Source organism: Microvenator marinus, assembly GCF_007993755.1.
GTDB lineage: Bacteria > Myxococcota_A > Bradymonadia > Bradymonadales > Bradymonadaceae > Allomicrovenator > Allomicrovenator marinus.
Window position 1 is genome coordinate 4,131,189 of the sequence record NZ_CP042467.1, and the last position, 16,836, is coordinate 4,148,024.

A 16,836-nucleotide genomic window follows, 5' to 3' on the forward strand; every position below is an offset into this window, starting at 1 on the left:
TTCATTCGTTCATCCTTTCTTCAATCACCCTCAAAAACAGCTCTCGATCTTCATCACTAATCTCTGGCCTATAGGTCCTGAGGTAGTGTGATTCAGGTCCATAATCACAGAACTTTTCGGACCGGTCCCCCGGCTTTGGCCAAGCAATGGAAACCGTGAAATCCTGTGTTCCTTCCTCCCATCCTCGTTTTGGTGTGAGAGGGCTCCCAAAGTTGAAGGTCTCACCACCCTTCAATTCAAGCGTGTACCAGACATTGGAAAACTCCCACGCGACTCCGCACCAACGAAATCGTTTGCCATTCGCGGAGAGAAACACATTTGGGTCGTTCTTGTTTGGGACTTGGATTGACAAAGGCTCGTCACAAACATTGCCGATAACACCTATAAAGTTCAATTGGTCGGCAGCCTGGCTGTAGTCCAGACCAAAACTACCAACAAGACACTCATCCAGACTGTGAGGCTCCAGATGTATGTCCGAATGGTGAAGTCTCGTCTCTTCGAACCTGTTCTCAACTGCATAAACCAACTCGGGCTCCACAGCCGACGGGTCTCCACAGGAAACCACGCACGAAATCGACCCGATCAACAAACCTGCTCCAACCAATTGATTGCTTTTCAACATGAACTTTCCCCTGTCACCCGATAAGAGAGTAACTTCGAGTGACCGAGATTCAAGCACTTTTTGCAACAAGGGGACTACGCACCTAATCGGAACGACGCCGCATCGTTATAGTCGTGTCAGAAGCAGGCGTTTGTTGTGGATTCAAAAGTTGCAGTAATTCTCGGGGCTTCGGGAGGGATAGGGCAGGCGATAACACATTACCTCACCTCCGATTCAAGATTTGCAAACGTAGTCGGCACGTATCGTACCAATCCTCCATCCAACCTAGACCCTCAATGCCAAATCCTGTTGGATATCGAGGACGAAGAATCCATAGCTGCCGCCGCCCAGAAGTTGCGAGAGTCGCATCAAAAAGTTCACCTCTTGGTCAACACGATTGGCATGCTTCATACCGAAGAATTCGGCCCCGAGAAGAAGCTACAAGACCTCGAGCCAGAAAACCTCGCGAGGATTTTTCGGGTCAATGCCATTGGTCCAGCGCTCGTCTTCAAACATTTCCACCCCTTCTTTAGACACGACGAGCCGAGCATTTTTGCCACCCTCTCAGCCCGCGTCGGAAGCATCGGCGATAACTTCATCGGTGGCTGGTACGGGTACCGCGCCTCTAAGGCCGCCCTAAATCAGTTTATGCGAACGGCATCCATTGAGATGGCGCGTAAAGCCCCTCAATGTGCCATGGTTAGTGTGCATCCCGGAACCGTGGCCACAGCTCTCTCAGAGCCTTTTCAAAAAAATGTACCCGACCATAAACTTTTTTCTCCCGAGTATTCCGCCCAAAAAATCCTCGAAGTCTTGAACCAACTCGATGCCTCACAGACCGGCAAATTCTTCGCGTGGGACGGCCAAGAGATTCCGTGGTGAGTCTCGCTAGCTGGGGCGCCTAAGTTCATGTAAAACCGTGCCATAACCATCTTCTTCGCGGAGGCGTTGTGGAACAGACTCAAGAGGTGCCAAAGGCACTTCGTACCTGGTTCGTGATACATTTCTGGGCCGATATTCTCTTTGCGCTGCCACTCCTTGTCGCACCCGACGCCTTCTTGCGCCTGCTCGGTTGGGAAATGACCGACCCATTCACTGCACGCCTTGTAGGGGCAGCGCTCATTGGTATTGGTGTAGAAAGCCTTTTGGGGAGAAACGCCACCGCCAAGTCCTTTTTGACAATGCTCAGGCTCAAAATTCTCTGGTCAGGTACTGCCGTGCTCGGCATCCTCGCCAGCATGCTCCAGGGCGCACCGCCTCTCGGCTGGGCCATCTTCGGTATCTTCGTGGCGTTCAACGGCCTTTGGTCTTATTGGTACTTAAGGCTTAGTCGACCAGCTCAATAAACCCTTCGCCTCCCACTAATAACACACTACCGTCAGCAAAAACCTCACATTCCCCAAGGATTGGGGCGTCTGGTGGAGTGATGTCTTCCCATGTCTCTCCAGCATCCCTGCTGCGCACGGCCAGACCGTCTCCTCGTTGGCTATAATCACCCACCGCCACCATGATGTCGCCGGCACGACATGTGCCGTAGAATCGGGTCGCTCTCGAGTCTCCGACAAGGTCCCGCACATCAAACAACCGCCACGACTCCAGGGCATTCGGCGAGCCTTGGTGGGTCCAAATTGCGCCGAAATCTTGCGTTTCTTCCACGCCCGCTGCTAGCACATTGCCCGCCTCTACGCTCAGATCCCAGAGTGTCCCAACGGTAGAGAGTTCGACCACTTCAAACTTAAGCCAGCTCGCGTCTCGAGCTGGAAGCATCACGACATGTGGCTCTGAAATCGTACTCCCGACCCCGTACAACTCTTCCCCGTCTAACTCGAGGTCCAAAATTTGATGAGATTGCCCACTCGAGAAGACGTCTTGCGTAACTGAGAATTCCGACTCTCCCGCAGCTCGGTAGAGAATGTCATGACCGGTCAGGGATTCAGCCACTTCAAACCCGCCTGGGGTTCTTCGAAAGGTTCCAACACTGAACGATGTTCCGACCGTACTGCCTCGCTCTAAGACACTCTCTACTTGGAACGGCTCACTGGCGGTGTCCACACGTACCACCATGTCGGATCCCGGCGATTGGGTGCCTGCGACATAGAGAAAGCCGTCTTCTGCCCGCTGAATGGAGGTCACCCGAAAGGTGCCGAAGTAGTCCGTAGGTTCGGTCGAAACCTGCCACGACCTTCCGTCCCAGCCGAAGAGCCCAAACCCCGTTGTGCCTTCGCCACAGCCGAGCCAGATGCGTTCATCTTCTACGAGCATCGCGTTGGCTCTATACTCCAAGCAAGGATGAGATTCAGGCAGATCCGTGGGGCTTACGCTTGGCGTCTGTGTATCCAAGTTGGAACAGCCCACGCCAAAGCCAATGACAAAGAGTCCCATCGGGCCGAATCGTTGAATTCTCTTCTTCAAATTGCTCCTCACTTGCGTCCGACGTGAAACGCTCCGATTATCTAAACATGGAAGAGATTACCAAAAGACTACTCGATCATGCACCTGCCGGCGTGGATTTGGACAGGAAGATCACCATCCGAATCGCGGCCGTCAAGCACGTTGGCGCCATGTTGGGAAATGTTGCGATTCCCCCCGAGGTGGCGGAAGAAGGTGAAGACGTCATCGCCTACGCGGTCGCGTACGCAATCCTCTCCGGCATCTTCGAGCACGTCTTCAAGAACGTCTCTGCGTACATGCGAAAGACCTCACCGTTGGTCGAAAAGGCGCCCCACCCAATACTCAAGGAGGGTCTCGGCGCGCTGCAGATCAGCGCAAGCATCCCCGCAGCATTCACCAAACTGGTACTTGAGATCGGAGAAGTAGAGGCCGCCTCCATCAGCGCAGCCGTAGATTGGGTGCATCGCGCAGGCTTCGCACCAGAAGCCGCGATCCGGTTTTTTGAGCTCGGCTACGTGCGAACAATCCACGAGGGGCCGCCCACGACAACGCTTCGAAAGGCCATCAGACTCGCGTTCACTCCACTCGAGTTTGCAATTGATATGGGGAGAAGAGGCCGCAAACCCTTTGAATCGAACGAGGAGCGCATGGCCTTTGTGAAAGCCGCGGTGCAGGGCACAAAGGATGCGATTATCCTCGATGAAAGTCCTCAATGACTACTTGCATTTTGTTCAGGTTGAGGCCAAAAGAAGGCCATGGCACGCAAGTACACACTCAAAAATTCGCCAGACACTGAAAGTCCACTCCTCAAGAGTCTGAATCCGCCTCAGCGCGAGGCTGCCTCTCACCAGGAGGGCCCGCTCCTCATTCTAGCCGGCGCGGGCTCTGGTAAGACGCGCGTTATGACGCACAGAATGGCCTGGCTCATCGCGGAATGTGGTGTTCATCCCGAGCAGATTCTCGCCATGACCTTCACCAATAAGGCGTGTGCGGAGATGCGACACAGGGTCGAGGCATTGGTCGAGGACCCGCAAGCCGCCGACCTCATCACGATCTCCACATTCCACTCGCTTTGCGCTCGACTACTGAGGCGGCACGCCAAGAAGATCGGGCTCAACAACGACTTTGTGATTTATGACGACTCGGACCAAATCTCCCTTGCGCGCCGAGTGCTCGAAGAGATGGGCCGCAGTAATGAACGCGTAGAGGCGCGGCGTCTGATCGCAGTGGTGGAGGGCTACAAGAACGATGGCCTGACCCCAACCCAGGCCCACGAACGGGCCTTCGACCAGGGCACCGAGCAGGACGCCGAATTCTACGAGACCTACCAGGACGCGCTCAAAGCCGCGAATTGTGTGGATTTCGGCGAGCTAATTTTGGGCGTGCTCGAACTCTTCAGAAAACACCCGGATATCGCACAGAGCTACTCAATGCAGTGGCGCTACATCATGGTGGACGAGTTCCAGGACACAAACCCCGCTCAGTACGAATTGCTGCGGCATTTCACCACCTACCACAAGAATTTAGCGGTGGTCGGAGACGACGACCAGGCCATCTACCGCTGGCGCGGCGCCACAATCCAGAACATCCTCGGGTTTGAGGAGGACTTCGCGGACGCTAAAGTCATCAAGCTCGAGCAGAACTACCGTTCCACAAAACGCATCCTTCGCGCTGCAAATCACGTCATCAGCAAGATGCACACGCGTCGTGAAAAAGAGTTGTGGACAGACAACCTCGAAGGCGCCGATATCACCTACTTTACGGCCACCGATGACCGAGAAGAGGCACAGTACGTGGCCAACCGAGTGGCCCAGGCCGTCCGGGCCGGTCAGTCCTACTCAGATTTTGCGATCTTCTTTCGCAAGAACGCGCAGGCTCGCGCCTTTGAAGAGCAGCTCAGGTTTGAGGGCCTTCCGTATCAGGTGGTCGGAGGCATGAGCTTTTACGCGCGCGAAGAGATCAAGGATATCCTCGCCTACCTCAAGGTTGCGCTGAATCCGGCCAACGAAGTCGACCTCCTGCGCGTTTTGAACAAACCAACACGTGGTATCGGCAATACGAGCATCGAAAAGTTCCGCGTGGCAGCAGCTTTGCCTCAGGTCGGCGGCGTGTATGCCGCGCTCAGAATTGCGGCGGGCGAGGAGGCCCCGGAACCCGTGGAGCTTGTGGAGCCCGTGGTGGGTGGGTGGTTGCCCGGTCTTGCGCCACCGCCATCTGCCCTAGACGACCCAGCAGTTGAGGAAATCCGTGGTCTGAAGGGTAGAACCCAGGCCGGCGTGGAAGAGTTTGTTCGGATCGTGGAGGTCGTGCGCCAGAGGCTCAAGGAGAAGTCTCTCTCCTACGTGCTTACTGAGCTCATCAACGAGGTGAGGTATTTTGAGTTCCTCACGGACAATGACCCCGAGCGAGCTGACGACCGAAAGCAGAACGTAATGGAGTTGCTCAATGCGGTTTCGGAGTTCGAATCCGAATTCACACCGGACCGGCAAAGCCGCGAGCCGCGTGGCGTTCAGACCCTTCGTGCCTTCCTCGACCGCTCCGCGTTGATTCAGAGCACGGACGATATCGACGACCGTGGTGCCATCACGCTCATGACCGTTCACGGCTCAAAGGGACTCGAGTTCGACACGGTCTTTCTGGTCGGGATGGAGGAGGACATGTTCCCATCTGCGCGAGACGAAGACCCCGAGGAGATGGATGAGGAGCGCCGCCTCGCCTACGTGGCCATTACTCGTGCCGAAAGGCAGTTGACCATCACCAATGCCAAGAGGCGCCGTGTGTTCGGTCAAATCAAAGATACGCGCCCCAGCCGTTTTGTGCTCGATATCGACGAGGACTTGCTCGCGATTGACCCACGAAGCTCAAGTCGAACGGTGCAATATGGAAAGTCCAAACCCGAAGCTCGTGCTTGGATGCCCGGTGCGCCGGTGGCTGGACGTGACATGTGGGAGTTTGACCAAACCGTGACGGAACAGGACAATCTGCGCCAATTCAACCGTATGAAGGCGGCCGCGCCCAAGCCTCAATACGACGAGTACTCGCAGGTTAATCCTTACGACGAAGAGCCGGTGTGGGACGTCTCAGAGATGGGGCTTGATGATGCCGACGAAGACGCCATCAAGGGCCGCACCGTCACACACCCTTCCTTCGGAGTCGGGCGAATACTCGCCGTTTCGGGTAAAGGAGATAGCGCCAAGCTCACTATTAAATTCCCGACCGTCGGGGAGAAGAAAGTCATTCGGAAGTTTGTGCAGCTGCTCTAAGGCCTACATCTGAAGCTGGACGCGAATATCTCGAAACCTGAGTTGTTTTAGATTAGAATGCTCAAGGAGCATGGCACGGAGGTTTATGATGTGGTCCAAAATCGCAACCGAAGCTAGCAAGAATATCTGGAAAGAAATTGGCCAAGACATGCTCAAGAAGGGCGCGGCTACGGTGGCCGTTGAAGGCGTAAAGTCCGTCATCGAAGTCTATAAGAAGCGCAAAATGATGATGGATGAGTTCGAATTCCAAGAGTGGAAGAAGTCGCGGAGCTCGCAAAAGACCCCTGAGCCTGAGAAATCAGTTCCAGTGAACAAAGACGAAGTAGAGTCAGAAGACGAGACGCCTACTTCTTCTGAGCAAGCAGGCGCCTGAGTTCTTCGTTCTCGGCCTCTAGTTTTCGAACGCGTTCGTCAGCCTGCTTCTTCTGCTCTTCAGCCTGCTTCTTCTGCTCTTCAGCCTGCTTCTTCTGCTCTTCAGCCTGCTTCTTCTGCTCTTCAGCCTGCTTCTTCTGCTCTTCAGCCTGCTTCTTCTGCTCTTCAGCCTGCTCTTTGAATTCCTTCAACTCGTTCAAATCGGTAGTCACACGGCCATATGCCGACATAACTTCGGCAAACTCGCGTTTGACTTGCTCAAGTTCCTCTTTGAAGTCGAAAGGGGTTTTACCGTCTATCATTAGTTCCATAACACTCTCCTTCACTTTTTCCCGTGACATTCTATCTATTTTCTCACCAGCTATCAAAGCAGTTGCTCGCTCATATTCTAACGAATTCTTCGGAACTCTCGTAGTCATTCTGAGCCAATCGTAGCGTGGATCAGGTGGCAATCGCGAAGTCACGACCAGAAAGGTTGTCCCAAAGTCAAGGGGGCCTTTCACCCACAATCCGCTCGGTCCCATCGGCTCAAAGAGACCATTGATTCTCAGAAGTTTGTCCGGCTGGCGATGAGATAGAATCACCATCGAAGGTGATCGCTCATCACCTCGGTCCTTCAACGGCCGGTTCTCGTAAATCTTGAGCGAATGAAAAATCTTTTCCTGAGTGGATGCGAAACACCCCAAGCTTACTGAGTTTGAAAAGTGTTCGATAAGGGTAGTGCGTGAAACGAGGTACGGACTCAAATCCGCCCAGATATCCAAGGGTCTTTCGAGTCGAATCTGCGCATCGACCACCAGATGCTGGCGAAATGCACGATGGCGTATCACCTTGCCACAAAATGGTAGCGCGACTTCCAAGCACCATTTCTCGTGTCGATTGTGAATGATGTGTTCTTTTGAATCCATAGGTCCTCCCAATTTGAAAACTCCTCTCCTATATTTTCGGACGTTTTGAAGAAGTGTTGCGAATTTTTCTCATTTTTTTGCTAAAGCGACCCGCGCCGTGCCGGAGTGTCGCATTGTGCTTAGCGAGGGCTTGTGTTAGCTTTTGCGAAGCATGCGGCGAGAGGTTTTCGCGATGACAGACACACCCGTAGCAAGGCTGCTCGTAGTCGATGATGAGGAGTCGATTCGGGAGGTCTTGGTAGATTTCCTAACCATGGAGGGTTATCACGTAAGTGCTGTCTCCAATGGCAAAGACGCCATTTCTAGCCTACAAAAAAACGATTTTGATGCCGTCCTTCTCGACTTGAAAATGCCGGGCATGGATGGGCTTGAACTCCTAGGTCATATCAAGAGAATCGCGCCCAGAGCCTTCTCGATCATGATGACCGGATTTGGCACGGTACAGACCGCAATTGACGCCATGAAAAATGGGGCCTTCGACTACATCTTGAAACCGTTCAAGGTTCAAGATGTGATTCGACTGGTTGAACGTGGACTCGCGCAACAATCGCTTGAAGCAGAAAATATACAGCTTCGCGAGGCGCTCAAGCTCTACACCGTCTCTGAAGAGATGACGGCTACCCTCATGCCGGAGCGCATCTACGACCTCCTGATCGACACTGCTCGCGAAGAAATGGGTGCCGATGCCCTCGCGCTTTGGACCAATCAGCCCGATGGGTTCAGGTGTGAGCGGCGCTGGATGCGCTCAGACCTCGATGAAGTCCACGTTAATATCGTCAACGGTGTGGATGTTGGCGCTCTCGAAGAAGCCTTAGACCTCGATATTTCCGGCATCTTTCACAACGGCGAAGCCAGGAAGTTCATCCCCAAAGCTGGGCAAAACCTAGTATCGATCATGGGTGTGCCGCTGAGGGCCAAAAACCAGACGATCGGCGTCTTTGTAGGCTTCGCGTTCGAAGAAAATCGGCGCTTCACTGAAGGCCGAAGAAAGATGCTCGCCGTGCTCTGCGGACGAGCTTCAGCCGCAATCGAGAACGCCAAGCTCTATCAAAACCTGCAGACCACCTTCAAAGAAACCATTCAGGCCTTCGCAAACCTGCTCGAGGATAAAGACCCCTACACGCGCGGCCACTCCGAGCGTGTGAGCAAGTATGCGCGCATGATCGCAGAGGGCCTTGATCTTCCGGATTCGGAAGTCGAACTCATCGCTGACACCGCACTTCTCCACGATATCGGAAAGCTCGGCATCCGGTACGAAGACCTCAACAAGGCGGAACCCCTCACCGAGGGCGAATATGAAATGTTCAAGAGTCACACCACGCGCGGTCGTTGGATTCTCGAACCTATCAAATTCCTCCACGACCTCATCCCTGGCGTCTACACTCACCATGAACGCTGGGACGGAAAAGGATACCCAAGAGGCCTCGCGGGCCTAGAGATTCCACTCCACGGTCGCATCCTAGCCATCGCAGATACCTATGACGCCATGACCTCGCATCGCGCGTACCGCCGTGCTCTTCCGCATGATGTGGCCATTCGCGAGATTCAAGCCTTTGCAGGCAGGCAATTTGACCCCAGCTTGGTCGAAGTATTTGTTCGCGAAATCTCGCAAGACCGTTCTTTCAAGAAGGCCAAGGCAGCGCGCTGGGACGCTCTTAAGAACACCGCCAAACACAAAAGGGCGCTCGAGGCGCCCAGAGATAGCGGCACGATGAGTGCCCTTGCTGCTCCTGAAGACTAGACTCTAGCTCGCCAGGTCCATCTCTTCGAGACGAGCCTCACGCACTGAGCGTCGCGTTCGATTGCTCTCCTCATGCAAGAACGGAATCTTGTCTCGGATCACACCGCGCTCAAACGCTACGTCCGCCAATTGCTTGCGCAGTAGCTTTCTGCCGCGGAAAAGTCGCGACATGACCGTGCCGACCGGACAATCCAAAATATGAGCGACTTCCTTGTATGAAAAGTCGTTCAAATCGGCGAGCACAACGACTCGGCGGAAATCTTCTGGGATGGATTCCAACGCCTCTTTCATATCTTTCGAGAACGTGCGCTCAACCATACCGCGCTCAGGATTCTGGTAGAAATCGCTGGAATCCGTGCTGTGAAAATTCTCGCGCACATAGGACAAGTCATCCTGCCCCAAAATCTCGCGCTCTTTCTTCTTACGCCGAAAGCGATTGATGAACGTATTGGTCAAAATCGTGAACAACCACGCTCTACAATTAGTGCCCTGTTCAAAACGGTGAAAGTTAGAATAGGCCTTCAAAAAGGTCTCTTGAACGAGATCCTGAGCGTCACCTTCGTTGCGCGTGTAGCGCAACGCTGCCGCGTAGAGTTCAGGCTGATGTACCAGCGCTGTCTCTTGAAATACTTTTTCCAGTTCCAGACCCGACAATGGTTTATCGAGTGTGTCCATAGGTCCTCCGGGATGGGAAAGCCACCCTGCAACCGTCACTCGACTAGCCCATACTGTCAGAGAACGGCCTCGTTGATAGGACGCTCCAAACCCCGGAAAGTTTCAGATAATCGCCCCGGATCAGAACGAGATCGTGCTCGCGACGCCTGATTCCGGGAGCTTCACCCAGAGGTAGGTGCCGTCCATCGCCCAACCTGAATCGGCTGCATAGAGGTCGCTTAAGCTCGCTGCTTCCTCAAAGGTTTCAAGGCCTTCGCCGCTCACACTCACCGCGGTCGGCGCTGTGTCCATGCGCAGGCGCACATATGTCGTGCTCACCGTCTTGGAGATTTCAAAGGAATCAGCATCCATCGAGAGCTCCGTCAACGACTTGTCCTCCTCGTAGAGATCGAAACTCGTCGCTTCGGTAGCAGGCCAGGCGAGCACGGTCAGCGCCCCTTCTAATTCGGGCGCGCCGAAACCGGTCAAGTCAGAGTCAGTCTCAACGGGAATAATCGCCCCGCGCTTAACCCAAAGAGGGATCTTTCCGAGGTCCGTTGAGAAGTCTGTGCTCAACGTCTGACCACCAGTCACAGGCTCTTCAGTCCACCAATCGTAGAACTCGCCCTCGGGCACCTCAACGTCGCGAATTCCCGTCTCATCCAGTATCGGAGCCACCAGCAGCGCATCACCCAACATATACCTGTAGTCGCCGGCCCAAGTACTCTCCTCGCCCAGGGGCCGAATGATATTCTCTGCGCCATCGGTGGCGTACGCCGTTCGCGAGAGGGAGTACCAGAAAGGAATCAGCTCGGTATGAAACACTGACCAGTAGCGATAGAGCGCCACCGATTCTTCAGGATTGGGGTCGTCTGGTAAGGTCCAAGGGGTCGTGTTGCCGCGCCCGTGCAGCTGCATGAATGGAGAGAGCGCAGAAACCGCGAGCCATCTCAGGAAGTTCACGCGGTCAAACGGAATCACCGTGCCCAAACTAAGCTCGTCGCGATCCAGGTACCCACCAAGGTCTGAGCCTACCACGGCGTAACCTGCAGCAGCCGACCGGAAAGTGTGGTCTAGCGCGTCTTCGAGACCTACCCAATCGCGATGGTTATCCCCGACCCAAACAACAGGAGCATGCTCACGACGCGCAAAGAATCGCCCCTCGTGTTGGTAGGATTGGTCATAGGCTCGAACCATGGTCACAAACTCGTCCGTCCCAAGCTTTGCCGCGCCATAATTGAAGAAATCACGATAGTACTCTTCCGAATACTCCTGATGTGGCTTGACCCCTTCGGCTGTGACCACCGTATCACCGGTCACGTACTCATCGCCGAAATCAAGTTTCCAACCAGCAACACCCGCCTCAAGCACAGCATCCTGTTGTGCATGCCACCACGCACGTGCTCCGGGGTTAAAGAAGTCCACGCTTGCGCCACGCCCCTTCCACCAAAAGTCAGTGCGTCCATCGTTGATATAGTAGCCGCAAGCGAGCCCCTCTTCGAAGTTGGAGGCTGGGCCAACATAAGTGTCACCACCACTCTCGAGGTCGAAAGATGCCTCATTGACCTGGGCTGTGACCCAGAGGACCGTTCGCACACCGTCTTCGCGGAAATCCGCCACCATTTGGTCAAAATCCGGATAGCGCTCAGGATTGGGGATAAACGTGTTGTAACTCGTCTCCCATGGACTATCCAAAACCAACACGCCGAGCGGGATATCGCGCTCGAGGAAACCATTGACGAACTCGTAGGAATCATCTCGGTCTGAGATGTCTTTGGAAATCCAGGGCAAAAACGCCCAACGTGGCGTGTAGAGCTCCGCCTCCGGCACCGAATCTTCCGCGTGCTCACACGCAAAACTTTGGTCAGGGTCTGAATCCGCCTCGGCGTCCGAGCCCAAATCAGGTTCTGAATTGTTGAAATCAGGCCCCAGATCCACAGGCTCCACGGGCGGAAAGCCCGGGTCTTGTTCATCTTCTGAACACGCAAGAAGTCCCAGAGCCAAAAAGGCACAAGTCAGTGAACCAAGTTTTTTCATTTCGAGCTCGTCATCAAGGTTAAAGCTGCTCTACCTAAGACTTTTGCGGCGATCAAGAGCGCAGACTCGTCGGGCGCAAAATGCGCGGAATGAAGGAAGTATTTCGGTTGGTCGGCACGCGCGACGCCAACACGACACATGGCGCCCGGAGTGTCTTGAAGGTAGACCGAAAAATCCTCCGAACCCATGCTGGGCAGCGCGATTTGGTGCAGGGATTGAGCACCTAGCACCTCAACAGTTGCCGCTGAAATCGCATCGCAAACGTCAGGATTGTTGATGATGGCTGGCGCTCCGTGAATCAAATCCAGCGCGTAAGTCGCCCCGTGCGCCGCGCAGATGCCTGCCGCAACCTGGCGGAGCAGGTCCGGAACCTGGTCGCGCTGCGCCTGTGATAGGGTCCGCACAGACCCGCTCATGGTCGCCTTTTCGGGAATGATGTTGGGCGCTGTGCCCGCATTGATCATTCCGATCGAGAAAACCGTGGGGTCTCTCGCGTCCAAACGCCTGCCGAACGCCTGATAGAGCGCGTTCGCAACCTGTGTCAGCACGTATATCGGGTCTACACAATGATGTGGTCGAGCCCCATGGCCAGACTTACCCGTGATTTCAAAACGAAACGTATCAAATGCAGCGGTAAACGCCCCGGACTTGACGCCGATTTTGCCGACTTCCAACTCTGGATCCACGTGCATTCCGAGCACGTAGTCCACGCCTTCTACCGCGCCCATCGCGACCATATCGAGCGCGCCCCCAGGGATCGACTCCTCGGAATGCTGGAAAATCAAGCGCAGTCGGCCCGGAAGCTCCAGCGCGTTTGCCGCGATTCCAATGGCCGTCACCACCGACATATGCACGTCGTGGCCACACGCGTGCATGACATTTGGCACCTCGGACGCAAACTCAAGCCCCGTCATTTCGTGTATCGGCAGGGCATCAAGGTCCGCCCGGATAGCCACGGTGCGATGTGTTTCCGGCGAAAATCCTGCCGGAGTCAGGTCTGCAAAAAAACCCGTGCCCTCAGGCCGTACATGAACCTCAAAACCAGCCGCACTCAGGCGTTCAGTCAGCAACGACGTGGTTCTAAACTCCTGATTCGACAACTCCGGATAGCGATGTAGATGCCTTCGAAGAGAGACGATCTCCTCAGCATGTCCGTCTAATTTATCCTCAAATTGCTCGATTAACGCTTCTTTCATGATAGAGCTCGGCCCAAAGAACACCCGGCAACGGCGCACCAACCTAACGTATGCCCCCACGTTGCACAATGTGGGCTAGCTAGGCCGACAAATAAATCACTCAACCGAGGAAGAAAATTCCACAAGTCAGTGTTGCATCGTGGAGGGCTTTTTGATAATCGGTTCTCAAGTTCGAGAAGGTCGAAACCAGTATGCAGAAGAAAGACTACAAATCAGGCACCGTTCAAAGGCTTTTCGCCTTTGCGCTCGCCTGCGTCTATCTTTTCGCATACCTCGGCACCTTCATGCACATGCTCGAGGAAAACCACGTGGTCTGTGAAGAACACGGCCACCTCATGCATGCCGACGAGCACCACGAAGTCGCTTCACTCGAAATCAGTGAAGACTTATCGAAGTTCACGTCTAAAGACTCCCACGACGACCACCATCATTGTGCGGAGGCCTTCGTATTCCAGAAGTCTAGAATCCTCTCAGAGCCGCCAATCCTGCCGCCGATCAAGTATGAACTAGTAGCGGGACCACGGGAGTACGAGCGGATGCCTGTGACGATTCGCGGGCCCAATTCGGACGTGCTCGCGTACGCTCCAAAAACCTCCCCACCTTTTTCCTGAAAAACACCAGTTTTGCGGCACCTTGTCGCCAACAATGACGTAGTTTTTTAGGATCATTCAAAATGTTTAACATGTTTCGAAGCCTGTGCAGGCTTCGTGTCGCGGTGTGTATCGCTGCGCTAAATCTAGTAGGGTTTCCTGCGATCGCTCAGGATGCGCCGGACGAAGACGCTGTGGAAACTGCTGCTGAAGTAGAGGCTCCGGCCGTCGAATCCCCGCCTGTTGAAGTTCAACCGATTGAGGAAGAGCCAAAGCGGGAAACAACGACACAGCAGGCTGAAGGTCCGAGTCCCGATGAGCTGGCTCTTATTGAGGCGAGCCTCGCAGCCGACGCTGAGGAAGTGGTTCAGTCCGAGCCTCAAGCTCCTTCCGTGATCGGCGCCGTCGACTCAATGACTCTGGATATCGCCCTTATTCTCGACGTCGCGGCCGCCTGGTTTTCAGATGAACCAAGGCAAACAGGCGCACACGATCCCAGCCGCACTGGCTTCACACTCCAACAATTAGAGATGTCGATCGGCTCGAATATCGACCCATACTTCAGAATCGATACCAACCTTGTGTTTGCTGAATTCGGGGTGGAAGTCGAAGAGGCCTACGTCACGACACTCGCTCTACCAGGCAATCTCCAAGCGCGCGCCGGTCAGTTCCTCACAAAGTTCGGCCGCCAAAACCCGACGCATCCACATGCGTGGAAATTTCTGGACCAACCGCTTGTGATGGGCAAATTCTTTGGCGGCGAGAACAGTCGGGGACTGGGTGCCGAAGTCTCTTGGTTGAGCCCGCTTCCGTGGTTTGCCGAGCTTATCGCATCAACAAATATGGCTAATGGAGAGTGCTGTGCGCGCAGCTTCTTTGGCGGGGATGACCCAGGGGTCAACGGCCTAGAAGACCTGCTTTACACCACAGCCCTCAAACAATTCTTCGACCTTCACCAAGATTGGGGTCTGCTCTGGGGGCTCAGCGCTCAGTTCGGGCCGAACTCCACAGGATTTGAGAATCGCTCAGAGATCTACGGAACAGACCTCACCTTGCGCTATCGCCCGGTAGATTCAGTCGACCGCAGCGCCCTGACGCTACAAATCGAAGCCATGCTGCGCCGAAGGCAGATTCCAAGAGACGTCCTCCAAGATTTCGGCGGCTACGCTCAGCTTATCTGGCAGGTCAATCCACGTTGGGAAACCGGCGCGCGATACGAATTCGTCTCGGGCCTCGAAGACGACCCCATCGACCCTGAGTGGTTCGATGACCGGCAACGCGTCAGCACTCAGCTGACCTTTTACCCTTCACATTTCTCGCGACTACGCCTCCAAGGCGCATGGGACCAGGCTGGAACAGACTCCACCTTCGCCATCATGCTCGGCCTAGAGGTGCTCGCTGGCGCACACGGTGCCCACGAATATTAAGAGGTACACTATGTTTAAATGGATTCTCTCATCACTTGTTATCTTCTGGGCCTCAGACGTTTTTGCCAAGGTAAACATCGTCACAACCACCGCTGACCTCGCTGCAGTGGCGCGTGACGTGGTTCAGGACCTTGGGGATGTTCAGGCCATCGCAGCCCCTAATCAAGACGTGCACTACGTGGATGCGAAGCCTAGCTTCACGCTCTTGCTCAATAAGGCGGATATCCTCGTCGCCAACGGCTTGGAACTCGAAATTGGCTGGCTGCCCGCGCTCATTGAAAATGCGCGCAACCCGAAGATTGCGCCCGGCGGGGCGGGCTATCTCGATGCTTCCACGGCGATCCAACCGCTGCACGTGCACGCCAAAGTGGACCGCGCCAAAGGCGATATTCATCCCGGTGGAAACCCACACTACATGCACGATCCGCGCGCCGCTGCTGATGTCGCACTAGTCTTGGGCGCAAAACTCGCCCAAATCGACCCAAAGCACGCTGCCGACTACCGCCTCAATGCCGCCCGTGCTGCCGAAGCCTACCGTGAGTTGGCCAAGTCATTGCGCGCTCGCGTCGAGGCACTACCGAAGGAAAAGCAGCAGATCGTCGCGTACCACGACTCGCTCGTCTACATCCTCGACTGGCTGGGGCTCACACAGGTCGCGACCCTAGAGCCACGCCCAGGAATTGCGCCGAACCCAAGCCATATCGCGTCCGTGCTCAAAACCTCCCGAGAGGCCGGTGTCAAAGTCATCGTGCAGGAGGAGTACTATCCGCGCAAAACCTCTGAAACCCTCGCGCAACTCTTGCCCGCGAATCTCGTGCTCCTTCCCGGTGGCGCTCGTTCCAACGAGTCCTATGAAGCGCGCATCAAGCGCGGCATCGACGAGGTTCTCAAACATCTGGAGGCGCCATGAAACGCCTGTTCTTATCCGCGTTGGTACTCGGCTTGAGCGCTTGCACCCTCGATGACGGTAACCCGTGGGGCGAGGCGAGCTTTGAGCTCAAGACGCAGTTTGACCGCGCAAACCGGGGTGAGGAGCGCCTCAGGACATCCAAAGATTTTGAGGTTCAACTCGATGATGTTCAGCTCGAGATATCGACCATCTCCATCGGGCTTGGACAAGGCGAAGTCACCGGTTTTGACCCCGCAAACCCACCAGAAGGCTACTCACTTTGCCACAACGGGCATTGTCACGCCGCCGACGGTCGGCTTGTCGATTACGAAGATATCGCTGCCGAGATCTCCGGCGGGCAGGTCGGCTCCGAACTCGTAGGTGCGGTTGACCGTTCCATCTCGGCACTAGACGCCGAGCCCATCCCGGTGGATTGCGGCCCGTGCGAACTCGAACGGGCGAGCTTTAGAACCGCGACCATCCGGGTAGAAAGTTTGGTCCTGAGCGGAAATGTGACGGACTTGCGCGCCGAAAAACGCATTGAAGACAACACCAGTTTCGAAGTCCTTTCGGCGCCCTTCGAAGTCTCAGTACCACTCGAAGACCTCCAAATCGGAGAGGATAACCTGCGCTACAAAATTGCCGGGGAACTCAGCGTCTCCGCACCCATTCTAGACCAATTCGACTTCACTCAACCGATTTCCTCGGTCGTGGTCGGAGAAGACGTAACACTAAGCCTCGGCGTCGAGGCCCTTTGAAGGAGTACA

General features: G+C 55.0%; 16 protein-coding genes. 10 read left to right on the forward strand and 6 right to left on the reverse strand.

Features of this window, described 5'->3' with window-relative positions; translation table 11 throughout:
• Nucleotide 1 precedes the first annotated feature (1 nt).
• Nucleotides 2-622: a hypothetical protein gene (locus tag FRD01_RS17080; RefSeq protein WP_146961776.1), complete on the reverse strand. Its 621-nt coding sequence runs from the start codon at nucleotides 620-622 to the stop codon at nucleotides 2-4.
• A 135-nt stretch (nucleotides 623-757) separates the two neighbouring features.
• Between FRD01_RS17080 and FRD01_RS17085 the strand changes: the two genes are divergently transcribed.
• The gene (locus FRD01_RS17085; RefSeq protein ID WP_146961778.1) at nucleotides 758-1,483 is read left to right on the forward strand and encodes an SDR family NAD(P)-dependent oxidoreductase; all 726 of its coding nucleotides are present in this window, start codon (nucleotides 758-760) and stop codon (nucleotides 1,481-1,483) included.
• Nucleotides 1,484-1,551: 68 nt separating this feature from the next.
• Nucleotides 1,552-1,947, forward strand: a complete 396-nt coding sequence (locus FRD01_RS17090) for a hypothetical protein (protein ID WP_146961780.1) — start codon at nucleotides 1,552-1,554, stop codon at nucleotides 1,945-1,947.
• Here FRD01_RS17090 and FRD01_RS17095 read toward each other — a convergent pair.
• Nucleotides 1,928-3,013, reverse strand: coding sequence for a beta propeller repeat protein (locus FRD01_RS17095; RefSeq protein WP_146961782.1), 1,086 nt, complete (start codon nucleotides 3,011-3,013; stop codon nucleotides 1,928-1,930). The genes FRD01_RS17090 and FRD01_RS17095 overlap by 20 nt on opposite strands.
• Nucleotides 3,014-3,036: 23 nt before the next feature.
• On the opposite strand from FRD01_RS17095, the gene FRD01_RS17100 reads away from it, so the two are divergent.
• The 3 genes from FRD01_RS17100 (at nucleotide 3,037) to FRD01_RS17110 (ending at nucleotide 6,628) form a co-directional block, all read left to right on the forward strand.
• On the forward strand, nucleotides 3,037-3,708 hold the full coding sequence (locus tag FRD01_RS17100) for a hypothetical protein (protein WP_146961783.1): 672 nt from the start codon (nucleotides 3,037-3,039) through the stop codon (nucleotides 3,706-3,708).
• A 39-nt stretch (nucleotides 3,709-3,747) separates the two neighbouring features.
• Nucleotides 3,748-6,255 carry an ATP-dependent helicase gene (locus tag FRD01_RS17105; RefSeq protein ID WP_146961785.1) on the forward strand — a complete coding sequence of 836 codons (2,508 nt, stop codon included), beginning with the start codon at nucleotides 3,748-3,750 and terminating at the stop codon, nucleotides 6,253-6,255.
• Between the two features lie 85 nt (nucleotides 6,256-6,340).
• Nucleotides 6,341-6,628, forward strand: coding sequence for a hypothetical protein (locus tag FRD01_RS17110; protein ID WP_146961787.1), 288 nt, complete (start codon nucleotides 6,341-6,343; stop codon nucleotides 6,626-6,628).
• Here the strand turns inward: FRD01_RS17110 and FRD01_RS17115 are convergent.
• The gene (locus FRD01_RS17115) at nucleotides 6,600-6,938 is read right to left on the reverse strand and encodes a hypothetical protein (protein WP_146961789.1); all 339 of its coding nucleotides are present in this window, start codon (nucleotides 6,936-6,938) and stop codon (nucleotides 6,600-6,602) included. The genes FRD01_RS17110 and FRD01_RS17115 overlap by 29 nt on opposite strands.
• 769 nt (nucleotides 6,939-7,707) lie before the next feature.
• On the opposite strand from FRD01_RS17115, the gene FRD01_RS17120 reads away from it, so the two are divergent.
• Nucleotides 7,708-9,276: an HD domain-containing phosphohydrolase gene (locus FRD01_RS17120; RefSeq protein ID WP_249755698.1), complete on the forward strand. Its 1,569-nt coding sequence runs from the start codon at nucleotides 7,708-7,710 to the stop codon at nucleotides 9,274-9,276.
• Nucleotides 9,277-9,279: 3 nt separating this feature from the next.
• Here FRD01_RS17120 and FRD01_RS17125 read toward each other — a convergent pair whose 3' ends face one another.
• The 3 genes from FRD01_RS17125 to FRD01_RS17135 form a co-directional block, all read right to left on the reverse strand.
• A complete protein-coding gene (locus tag FRD01_RS17125) occupies nucleotides 9,280-9,951 on the reverse strand; it encodes a sigma-70 family RNA polymerase sigma factor (RefSeq protein ID WP_146961793.1) in 672 nt (223 codons plus the stop codon).
• Nucleotides 9,952-10,071: 120 nt separating this feature from the next.
• Nucleotides 10,072-11,967 (reverse strand): TIM-barrel domain-containing protein, encoded by a 1,896-nt coding sequence (locus FRD01_RS17130; protein WP_146961796.1) that lies wholly within the window; start codon nucleotides 11,965-11,967, stop codon nucleotides 10,072-10,074.
• Nucleotides 11,964-13,163 (reverse strand): M20 metallopeptidase family protein, encoded by a 1,200-nt coding sequence (locus FRD01_RS17135; RefSeq protein ID WP_146961798.1) that lies wholly within the window; start codon nucleotides 13,161-13,163, stop codon nucleotides 11,964-11,966. Before FRD01_RS17135 ends, FRD01_RS17130 begins: the two co-directional genes overlap by 4 nt.
• A gap of 191 nt (nucleotides 13,164-13,354) precedes the next feature.
• Between FRD01_RS17135 and FRD01_RS17140 the strand changes: the two genes are divergently transcribed.
• The 4 genes from FRD01_RS17140 (at nucleotide 13,355) to FRD01_RS17155 (ending at nucleotide 16,827) form a co-directional block, all read left to right on the forward strand.
• On the forward strand, nucleotides 13,355-13,774 hold the full coding sequence (locus tag FRD01_RS17140; protein WP_146961800.1) for a hypothetical protein: 420 nt from the start codon (nucleotides 13,355-13,357) through the stop codon (nucleotides 13,772-13,774).
• A gap of 62 nt (nucleotides 13,775-13,836) precedes the next feature.
• Entirely contained in the window at nucleotides 13,837-15,180 is a 1,344-nt protein-coding gene (locus FRD01_RS17145; protein WP_146961802.1) for a zinc-regulated TonB-dependent outer membrane receptor, read from the forward strand.
• 10 nt (nucleotides 15,181-15,190) lie between these two features.
• Nucleotides 15,191-16,090 carry a metal ABC transporter substrate-binding protein gene (locus FRD01_RS17150; protein WP_146961804.1) on the forward strand — a complete coding sequence of 300 codons (900 nt, stop codon included), beginning with the start codon at nucleotides 15,191-15,193 and terminating at the stop codon, nucleotides 16,088-16,090.
• Nucleotides 16,087-16,827 (forward strand): hypothetical protein, encoded by a 741-nt coding sequence (locus FRD01_RS17155; protein ID WP_146961806.1) that lies wholly within the window; start codon nucleotides 16,087-16,089, stop codon nucleotides 16,825-16,827. Before FRD01_RS17150 ends, FRD01_RS17155 begins: the two co-directional genes overlap by 4 nt.
• Nucleotides 16,828-16,836: the final 9 nt, after the last annotated feature.

What these genes read in the sequence shown, in the direction of transcription:
- FRD01_RS17115 (WP_146961789.1), bottom strand. Translation starts at nt 6,938, where the DNA reads ATGGAACTAATGATAGACGGTAAAACCCCTTTCGACTTCAAAGAGGAA.
- FRD01_RS17155 (WP_146961806.1), top strand. Translation starts at nt 16,087, where the DNA reads ATGAAACGCCTGTTCTTATCCGCGTTGGTACTCGGCTTGAGCGCTTGC.
- FRD01_RS17135 (WP_146961798.1), bottom strand. Translation starts at nt 13,163, where the DNA reads ATGAAAGAAGCGTTAATCGAGCAATTTGAGGATAAATTAGACGGACAT.
- FRD01_RS17145 (WP_146961802.1), top strand. Translation starts at nt 13,837, where the DNA reads ATGTTTAACATGTTTCGAAGCCTGTGCAGGCTTCGTGTCGCGGTGTGT.
- FRD01_RS17080 (WP_146961776.1), bottom strand. Translation starts at nt 622, where the DNA reads ATGTTGAAAAGCAATCAATTGGTTGGAGCAGGTTTGTTGATCGGGTCG.
- FRD01_RS17140 (WP_146961800.1), top strand. Translation starts at nt 13,355, where the DNA reads ATGCAGAAGAAAGACTACAAATCAGGCACCGTTCAAAGGCTTTTCGCC.
- FRD01_RS17105 (WP_146961785.1), top strand. Translation starts at nt 3,748, where the DNA reads ATGGCACGCAAGTACACACTCAAAAATTCGCCAGACACTGAAAGTCCA.
- FRD01_RS17150 (WP_146961804.1), top strand. Translation starts at nt 15,191, where the DNA reads ATGTTTAAATGGATTCTCTCATCACTTGTTATCTTCTGGGCCTCAGAC.
- FRD01_RS17110 (WP_146961787.1), top strand. Translation starts at nt 6,341, where the DNA reads ATGATGTGGTCCAAAATCGCAACCGAAGCTAGCAAGAATATCTGGAAA.
- FRD01_RS17130 (WP_146961796.1), bottom strand. Translation starts at nt 11,967, where the DNA reads ATGAAAAAACTTGGTTCACTGACTTGTGCCTTTTTGGCTCTGGGACTT.
- FRD01_RS17125 (WP_146961793.1), bottom strand. Translation starts at nt 9,951, where the DNA reads ATGGACACACTCGATAAACCATTGTCGGGTCTGGAACTGGAAAAAGTA.
- FRD01_RS17120 (WP_249755698.1), top strand. Translation starts at nt 7,708, where the DNA reads ATGACAGACACACCCGTAGCAAGGCTGCTCGTAGTCGATGATGAGGAG.